Here is an 8,411-nt window from a genome sequence, read left to right on the forward strand (position 1 = left end):
GGCCCGCCGCGCGAGCCCGGCCGAACACCCCCGCGTACTGCTCCAACGGGGTCTCCACCCCGCCGACCCCGAACCCGACCACACTGTGCGGCGCGTCCTTCAGCACGGCCTCGACCGTCCGCTCCGCGCTCTCCAACCCGAAGTCGGCCGGGAAGTCCGGAATCCACCGGAGTTGGATGCCGTGGTCGCGCTCGGCCGCCACCCTCGCGTGCTCGATCCCGTCGAAGACCACCCGGGCGGGGACCCCGCGCATGAGGTGCCCGTACAGGCTCACGTGCAGCTCCGCGTACCGCACGTTGTGCTCGACCAGCCTCTCGGCCACCACGGACGCCAGGAGGGCGAAGTCCTCCTCCTCCCGCAGGGCGCCCACGGACTCCAGGTACACCTCGACGAAGTGCGGGAAGTCGCTGAAGGCGTACCACTCGCGAAGGGACTCCAGGTCGTCGGGGACCTTCGTCAGCCCGTGCTTGCGGGCCAGGGTGAACAGGGTGTCCGGGGGCATCGAGCCCTCCAGGTGGACGTGGAGTTCCACCTTGGGCAGATCCCTGATGAGCGCGTCGACGGCCGCCGGGGTCGGGTTGGTGTCCATGGGCGCGAGACTACGCGCGCGGGCACCCCGTCCCAACCCCGGGCGGCACGAGCTCACACGGGCCCGTGAGATCCCGTTGGAACCCCGGCGGCGCCCGAACCGTGTCCGCCTTGGTCCTCCGCTTCGCTCTAGGCCTCCGGGACGCCGTTCACCCGGCGCGGCACGCCCAGCGGATTGTCGTCGCGCAACTCGGGCGGCAGCAGCGGCTGGGGGACGGACTGGTAGGTGACCGGTCGCAGGAACCGGCGGATCGCCGTGCTGCCGACCGACGTGTGCCCCGGGGCCGTCGTCGCCGGGTAGGGCCCGCCGTGGGTCATGGCGTGCGTGACGGCCACGCCCGTGGGCCACTCGTTCCACACCACACGCCCAGCCAGGGCGGCCCCCATGGACAGGAGCACGGGCGCGACGGCGTCGTCCTCCTCCCCGTGCACGGTGACCGTGAGCTGACCGTGCAGTACGCCCGCCAGGTCCGGGAGCCGTTCCTCGTCGGCGTAGGTGACCACGAGGGTGGCGGGGCCGAAGCACTCACGCAGGAGGTCGTCGGTGTGCGTCATCAGGGCGTCCAGGTCGGTCCTCAGCAGGGTGGGAGACCAACCGTCAGTGGTCGCACTCCCCCTGACCAGCACCTCGGTGGCCGGGTGGTCGGAGAGGTCGCCCAGGACACGGGCGAAGCCCTCGCCCACCCGCTCGTTGAGCAGCGGTGCCGCGGCGCGCGCCGCGAAGTCCTCGACCAGGGAGTCCAGCGGGGCGTCCTCGGGGACGAACACGACCCCGGGCTTGGTGCAGAACTGCCCGGAGCCCAGGTTGGCCGACTCCGCGTAGCCGGTGAGGATCTCCTTACCGCGCGCGGCCATCGCGGCGCGCGTGACGAACACCGGGTTGAGGCTGCCCAGCTCTCCGTAGAAGGGAATCGGGTCCGGGCGGGAGACCGCCAGGTCGTACAGCGCGCGCCCGCCAGGGATGGAACCGGTGAAGCCCACAGCGCGGGTGCGCGGATGGGTGACCGCGAGCTTACCGGTCTCGACCCCGGTGACCAGGGTGAACGCACCCTCGGGGGCGCCGGCCTCACTGAGTGCCGCGGTGAGCAGCTCGGCGGTGCGCCGCGCCAGCCCCGGGTGTCCCGGGTGACCCTTGACCACGACGGGGCATCCGGCGGCCAGCGCGGAGGCGGTGTCTCCGCCCGCCGTGGCGAAGGCGAAGGGGAAGTTGCTCGCGCCGAACACCACGACCGGACCGAGCGGCACGAGAAGGCGTCGTACGTCCGGTCGGGGCGTACCCCACTCCGGGTCGGCCTCGTCGATCCCCGCCTCCAGGTGGGCGCCGTCCACCGCGACGTCGGCGAACAGCCGCAGCTGGAAGGTCGTGCGGCCGAGCTCCCCTCGGCAGCGCGCCTCGGGGTAGTGGGCCTCGGCCATGGCGAGGGGGACGAGCTCGTCGGCGGCGGCGTCCAGCGCGTCGGCGGCGGCCCGGAGCAGGCGGGCGCGGTCGGCCGGAGCCATCGCGGCCAGACGCGGGGCCGCGGCGGCCGCCCTTTCCATGACCGCGTCGAGTTCGTCGGGGGTGGTGTCGGGGGCGGCGGTGGTCATGCCTGAACCTCCAGCGGGGGGTGGGTACGCGTCCTTGGGAACGTTCCCACACTGCCACGTCCCCGACCGGAAAGTGTCGGACCCACGGGGTAACGTCCGCCCCACACGAACAGTGACGATGACAATCCATGCCAGAGACGACGAAGGGGACATCCGTCACATTCGACGGAACCACCTTCATGACCTCGGACAACACCCGTATCACGGGGACAGCGGGCACTTCCGCAACGATCCCTGGAACGAAACTGGAATTTCCACGGAACCAGGTGATTCCGGAAAGGCATCATAGGTGGCGTGACGACAAATCCCCGAAGCTCAACGTCCCAGCGGCCGCGACGGTCCCCTGGCGGCGCGAACGGGTCCCACGTGTCGCGCGAGAGCCGTGGGCCGGCCAACCTCGCCGCCGAGGACCTCGCCTTCGCCCAGGCTCCGCTCCGCAGACTCCCCGCACAGCAGCGCAGCATGCTCAGAGTCCAGCGCATGCTCGACTGCTGCGCGGAGCTCCTCGACGAGATCGGCTACGACAACCTCTCCACCACCCGCATCGCCGAACGCGCCGGCGTCGCCATCGGGTCGGTCTACCAGTTCTTCCCGGACAAGAAGGCCATCACCCAGGCCCTCGGCCTGCGCTTCCTCGACCAGTTCGGCGCCCGCGTCACCGAACGCCTGGCCGACGCCTCCTTCTCCCACTGGACCGTGGCCGTCGACACCGTCATCGACGAGTACATCGACATGCACCGCACGATCCCCGGCTTCCGGAGCCTGCACTTCGGCGACATCGTCGACCGCAGGCTCCTCCACGGCGGCGCCGACAACAACCGGGTCATCTCGGTCCGTCTGCGCGGGATCATCGTCTCCGTCACCGGCATCCCCGACACCGACGACCTCGACCGCGCCATCCACGTGGCCGTCGAAGCCGCCGACTCGGTGCTCAAGCTCGCGTTCCGCCATGACCCGGAGGGCGACCCCGACCTCATCCGCGAGGCCAAGCACCTGGTCAGCAGCTACCTGTCCGACTTCTCCCAGCGCAACGGAGGCGACGACCCGTGGTAGCCGACGCCAGCACCCTCACCCGCCCCCTCACCGGAACGGCCGCCGGTGTCCCCTACCTGGCCCTTCCACCCGCGGCGAGTGACGCCCCGGCACCGCTCGTCCTCGCACTGCACGCCTTCGAGCCGCCCCGTGGTGAGGCCGCCCTGGCCGGGGCCGTGCCCATGGCCCCGCTCCCCGCATGGCGCGTGTACCTGGGCCTACCCCTGTTCGGGGCCCGCCTGCCCGAGGGCGGCGTCGCCGAGATCAACCAGCGCGGTGAACGCGACTACCTCGTCGAACTGTTCGGCCCGGTGGTCGAGGAGGCCGCCGCCGAACTGCACCGCGTCGCCGACGCCCTCCGCGCGCTCCTCCCCGTCACCGAGGACCCCGTCGGCCTGGTGGGCGTCGGGGCCGGAGCCGCCGCCGCGCTGCTCGCCCTCGCCGAGAGCCGTCTGCCGATCGGCGCGGCCGCCGTCATCAACCCCGTCGTCGACCCCGCCCTGGTCCTCGCGGCCCGCGAGCGGCGCACGGGCGCCCCCTACGAGTGGACCGACCAGTCACGCCAGACCCGTGAGTGGCTGGACTTCACCGCCCGCGCCGGAGACGTCGCGCACGGCCGTACACCACTCCTCATCGTCAACGGCGGACGGGACGACGTGGTCTCCCCCGGGGACGGCCTGGCCCTGCACGACGCGCTCAGCGCCCAGGGCGCCGAACATGCCCTGCGTCACATCGTCGTCCCCGACCTGGCCCACACGATCGGCCCCGAGCCCGGCCTCGAACCCGGACCGCTCACCCCGGCCGGCGTCCTCACCGACCGTGCCCTCACCGAGTGGCTCCACCGGCACCTGACCTCTTCCGCGCAGGTCCGGGCATCCGCCGAAGGCTGACGGACCCCTCCCACGGCGCTGCGCGCATCCGCCCGCGCGCCTCCGGCACCGGCCGTTCATCGTGTGCACCATCCGCCCTCTCCCCACAGCCGTTTGGCGGACGCCGCCGCGACAGCTGGTGCACGTTCCATGGGATCATCCAGTGGCGACCGCGCGAGCGGTCCACCTGACCGTTTTCGACTCATCCATCAGGAGGGCGAACCACGTGACGGAACCGGCACCGGTCTTTGCCAGCGGGGTCGACAACGAGCGGATGAACGCGCAACTGCGCTTCCTACTGGAAGTCGACAAGCTCAAGCGCGTCCTGCGGCAGAACCTGCTGGTCGACGGCTCCCGCCGGGAGAACGCGGCGGAGCACTCCTGGCACCTGGCCCTGGCCGCGCGCACCTTCGCCGAGTACGCCCCCCAGGGCACCGACATCGACCGGGTCACCGAGATGCTCGTCCTGCACGACATCGTCGAGATCGACGCCGGGGACACCTACGTCTTCGACCAGGTCAACACCGAGACCCAGGCCGAGCGCGAACGCGCCGCCGCCGACCGCATCTTCCCCCTGCTGCCCGAGGACCAGGCAGAACGGGCGCGCGAGCTGTGGAACGAGTTCGAGGCGCGGGACACCCCCGAGGCCCGCTTCGCCCGAGCCGTCGACCGCCTGGCGCCCATGCTGGCCAACTGGCACAACGAGGGCGGCACCTGGCTGCGCTTCGGGATCACCCGCGCCCAGGTCATGGAGAAGGTCAAGCTGATCGCGGAGGGCTCCGAGGCCCTGGGCGCCTACGCCACCGCACTGGTGGAGGACGCCAACCGACGCGGGTACTTCAAGGGTTGAGGAGGGCCCCGGGCCGGGAGGGGCTCAGATCCGGCCCATGACGAGCTGGAGGGCGGCGGTCAGCCCCACGACGACCACGCACACCCGCAGCGCCGCCGGACTGAGCCGGCGCCCGTAGCGCGCGCCCAGGTGCCCGCCGATGATCGTGCCGGCCGCGATCAGCGCCACCGCGGGCCAGGCGGGCGCGGCGAAGACGATGTAGAACACCGCCGCCGTGCTGTTGGCGATGGTCGTGAGGACGTTCTTCAGGGCGTTGAGGCGTTGGAGGTCGTCGTCCAGGGCCGTACCCAGAATGCTCAACAGGATGATCCCCTGCGCCGCCGCGAAGTAGCCGCCGTAGGCGCCGGTCGCGTAGCAGCCCATGGGAAGCAGCGGCCCGCCGTTGGCGGACGCGGGCCTGCGCGACCGCGCCCACGCGGAGATCCGGGGCTGGAAGAGGATGAGGACGCACGCCGCGCCGATCATGAACGGCACGACGGTCTCGAACACCCCCGGCGGCAGGTAGACGAGGAGCGTGGCCCCCGTGATCGCGCCGACGAAGGCCGCGCCGCCCAGACGCAGCATCCGGGTGCGCTGCCCCCTCAGCTCACGCCGGTAGCCGATGGTGCCGCTGAGCGACCCAGGGGCCAGCCCGATCGTGTTGGAGACGGTGGCGGTGATCGGAGGGTAGCCGAGCGCCAGGAGCACGGGGAAGGTGAACAGGGTGCCCGACCCGGCGATGATGTTGATCCCCCCGGCCGCGACTCCGGCCAGGAGGATGGCCGCGGCCTCCCACAGTCCCATCCCCGACACCCCAGCTCCGTTCCGGTCCCCGGATGACCGGAGAAGATTCCCCACAGACTACGAGAACCGGTCATCGGACCATGGGGCCGGGGTACCGGACCCGGGGCTCAGGAGACCCGGACGACGTCCTCGCGCAGCCGCTCGAAGGCGTCGCCGACGCCCTGGAGCGCCTTGCCCATCTCGGACGGGACGATCCACACCTTGTTCGCGTCACCGCGCGCGATCTCCGGAAGCTTCTGGAGGTAGTGGTAGGCGAGGACGTCCTGGTCGATCCGGCTCGCGTGCAGGGACTTGAACACGATGTGGATGGCGTCGGCCTCGCCCCGCGCCCGGAGCGTCTGGGCGTCGGCGTCGGCCTTGGCGGTGAGCATCTGCGCCTCGGCCGAACCCTTGGCCCGGAGCACCGCTGCGGAGCGCTCACCCTCGGCCCGCAGGACGGCCGACTGCTTCTCACCCTCGGCGCTGAGCAGCTGGGCGCGTTTCTCACGGTCGGCGCGCATCTGCATCTCCATCGCCTCCTGTACGGAGGAGGGCGGCTCGATGCCCTTGAGCTCGATCCGGCTGATCTCGATGCCCCAGTCGGACGTGGCCTCGTCCAGGACCGTCTTCAGCTCGCGGTTGATCTCGTCGCGGGAGGTGAGCGTGGCTTCCAGATTCATGCCACCGATGACGTTGCGCAGTGTGGCCAGGGTGAGCTGCTCGACCGCCTGGATGAAGTTGGCGACCTCGTAGGTGGCCCGGTAGGCGTCGGCGACCCGGATGTAGACCGCCGAGTCGACCTCCACCGCGAGGTTGTCCTCGGTGATCGCCGACTGCGGTGGGAAACTGACCACCTGCACCCGCCGGTCGATCCGTTCCCGTACCTGGTCCACACCCGGGATGACGATGTTGAATCCCGAGTTCAGCGTTCGGTGGAACTTACCGAACCGCTCGACGACGTCCTCCATCGAGTGCGGGACGATCCGCACGCTCCGCCAGAAGATGAGCAGCAGAACGGCGACGAAGAGCGCGACGATGATGATCGTGGTGGTCATGGGGCAACCCCCGTCTCGAAGCGGGGGGCGAAGATCAGCAGCGGCATCAGGGCGGCTCCGGAATTTCCCAACGGGGTCAGGGGAGCGGGCGCGGACCGCGCATCGGCGGCCCCACCCACCCGATGATCATAAAGCGCGCCGAAATGGAGCGATCCACTCACCGTTCGATGACGCTACCCCATACACCTCAGGAGCTACCACATCCGGACAGACATAGGAATTGTGGTCAATAGATTGCTCCGATTAACTCAATCCCAAATTGTCAGAAGGCGCGGGCGCTCCACCGGTCGCCGTCACGCTCCACCTTCAAGGGCAGGTCGAAGGTCTGCGACAGCGTGTCCGCCGTCATGACCTCGTCCAGCGGACCCGCGGCGACCACACCGCCCTCCCGCAGCAGCAGACCGTGCGTGAAGCCCACCGGGATCTCCTCCACGTGGTGCGAGACCACGACGAGTGTCGGCGCCGCCTCGTTGCGGGCGAGCGCGCCCAACCTCCGCAGCAGGTCCTCACGGCCGCCCAGGTCCAGCCCCGCCGCGGGCTCGTCCAGCAGCAGCACCTCCGGGTCGGCCATGAGCGCGCGGGCGATGAGGACGCGTTTGCGCTCTCCCTCGGACAGCGTGTGGAACTCGCGGTCGGCGAGGTCGCCCACACCCCAGTGGCCGAGCAGCGCACGGGCCCGCCCGTAGTCCGGGATCCCGTACTCCTCCCGGAACCGGCCCAGATAGCCGTAGGCGGCGCTGAGCACCAGGTCGATGACCGGGGTCCCCTCCTCGATCCGCCCCGCCACAGCGGCGCTCGCGTAACCGATCAGCGGCCGCAGTTCGAACACGTCGACACCGCCGAGCCGCTCACCGAGGATCTCCACCGAGCCCCCCGTCGGGAACAGCTGACTGGAGGCGACGTTGAGCAGCGTGGTCTTTCCCGCGCCGTTCGGTCCGAGGATGACCCACCGTTCACCCTCCCGGACCGTCCAGTCGACCCCGTTCAGCAGAGCCGAACCCCCGCGCCGCACCGTGACCCCGTTCAGGCCCACCACACGCCCGTCCATCGTCCTCCCTCACCTCACGTCCCGCACCGGTGCACCGGCCGACCTACCCTGTAGCAATGCATCTCACGTCCGCACCGCTCGTCGCCTGGGGCAACGCCTGGCTGTCCGGACACGTCGGGCTGGACGACGCCGTCGACGCCGTGGAGCGCCGCGGCGGCCCCAGCCTGATCGGGACAGTACCCGCCGACGACCTGCCGTTCGACAGTGGCGTCCCCCTCCGGTCCGCACTGGTTCGCCTGGGCGGCCTCGGGTTGTCGGTGTTCCGGCTCGCGCTGCCCACCTGGGGGGATCCGCTGGGACTGGTCGGCCCCAAGGAACTCAACCAGGCCGCCGTGGAGGCCAGGGAAGGCGTCCTGGTGCAGCTCGCCGGCGAACAGGTGGGCCTGGTGCCCACACCCGACCGGCGGGGATCATCCTACGTGGGCGTTTCGTGGACGCCGTTCCGGGCCACCAACGCCGTGCCCCAGGTTCCCGATCTGGCCGAGGCCGAGCAGCGGCTCAAGCTGACCCTCCTCGAGGTCACCCGGGCCCTGGAGGGGGTGGACGACGTCACCGGGTTCGGAGCCGAGGCCCTCGGCGCCCTGGAGACGCGGCAGTCCCCTCCGCTCGCGCACGGCTAC

Annotated in this window: 9 protein-coding genes (1 of these 9 running past the window's edge); 4 read left to right on the top strand and 5 right to left on the bottom strand. The window is 70.9% G+C overall.

The window, feature by feature from the left end:
* Both add and D471_RS0129780 read right to left on the bottom strand, forming a co-directional pair.
* Positions 1–589, bottom strand: the 5' portion of a protein-coding gene (gene add, locus D471_RS0129775) for an adenosine deaminase (protein ID WP_017601994.1). Its footprint begins 470 nt before the window's first position; only the first 589 of its 1,059 coding nucleotides appear in the window; its start codon is at positions 587–589; the stop codon falls past the left edge of the window.
* Positions 590–717: 128 nt separating this feature from the next.
* Positions 718–2,175 (bottom strand): aldehyde dehydrogenase (NADP(+)), encoded by a 1,458-nt coding sequence (locus D471_RS0129780; protein ID WP_017601995.1) that lies wholly within the window; start codon positions 2,173–2,175, stop codon positions 718–720.
* Between the two features lie 462 nt (positions 2,176–2,637).
* On the opposite strand from D471_RS0129780, the gene D471_RS0129785 reads away from it, so the two are divergent.
* The 3 genes from D471_RS0129785 (at position 2,638) to D471_RS0129795 (ending at position 4,926) form a co-directional block, all read left to right on the top strand.
* Entirely contained in the window at positions 2,638–3,228 is a 591-nt protein-coding gene (locus D471_RS0129785; protein ID WP_026128223.1) for a TetR/AcrR family transcriptional regulator, read from the top strand.
* Positions 3,222–4,097 (top strand): alpha/beta hydrolase family protein, encoded by an 876-nt coding sequence (locus tag D471_RS0129790; RefSeq protein ID WP_017601997.1) that lies wholly within the window; start codon positions 3,222–3,224, stop codon positions 4,095–4,097. Before D471_RS0129785 ends, D471_RS0129790 begins: the two co-directional genes overlap by 7 nt.
* A gap of 205 nt (positions 4,098–4,302) precedes the next feature.
* Positions 4,303–4,926, top strand: a complete 624-nt coding sequence (locus D471_RS0129795) for an HD domain-containing protein (RefSeq protein ID WP_017601998.1) — start codon at positions 4,303–4,305, stop codon at positions 4,924–4,926.
* A gap of 24 nt (positions 4,927–4,950) precedes the next feature.
* Here the strand turns inward: D471_RS0129795 and D471_RS0129800 are convergent, their stop codons facing one another.
* From D471_RS0129800 to D471_RS0129810, 3 genes are all read right to left on the bottom strand, one after another.
* Positions 4,951–5,709: a sulfite exporter TauE/SafE family protein gene (locus D471_RS0129800; protein ID WP_017601999.1), complete on the bottom strand. Its 759-nt coding sequence runs from the start codon at positions 5,707–5,709 to the stop codon at positions 4,951–4,953.
* A gap of 107 nt (positions 5,710–5,816) precedes the next feature.
* Positions 5,817–6,743 (bottom strand): SPFH domain-containing protein, encoded by a 927-nt coding sequence (locus tag D471_RS0129805; protein ID WP_017602000.1) that lies wholly within the window; start codon positions 6,741–6,743, stop codon positions 5,817–5,819.
* A 262-nt stretch (positions 6,744–7,005) separates the two neighbouring features.
* The gene (locus D471_RS0129810) at positions 7,006–7,791 is read right to left on the bottom strand and encodes an ABC transporter ATP-binding protein (RefSeq protein WP_017602001.1); all 786 of its coding nucleotides are present in this window, start codon (positions 7,789–7,791) and stop codon (positions 7,006–7,008) included.
* A gap of 56 nt (positions 7,792–7,847) precedes the next feature.
* Between D471_RS0129810 and D471_RS0129815 the strand changes: the two genes are divergently transcribed.
* A partial coding sequence (locus tag D471_RS0129815) for a hypothetical protein (protein WP_017602002.1) occupies positions 7,848–8,411 on the top strand: 564 nt, incomplete at its 3' end.

This window comes from Nocardiopsis lucentensis DSM 44048, from assembly GCF_000341125.1.
Taxonomy (GTDB): Bacteria; Actinomycetota; Actinomycetes; order Streptosporangiales; family Streptosporangiaceae; genus Nocardiopsis; species Nocardiopsis lucentensis.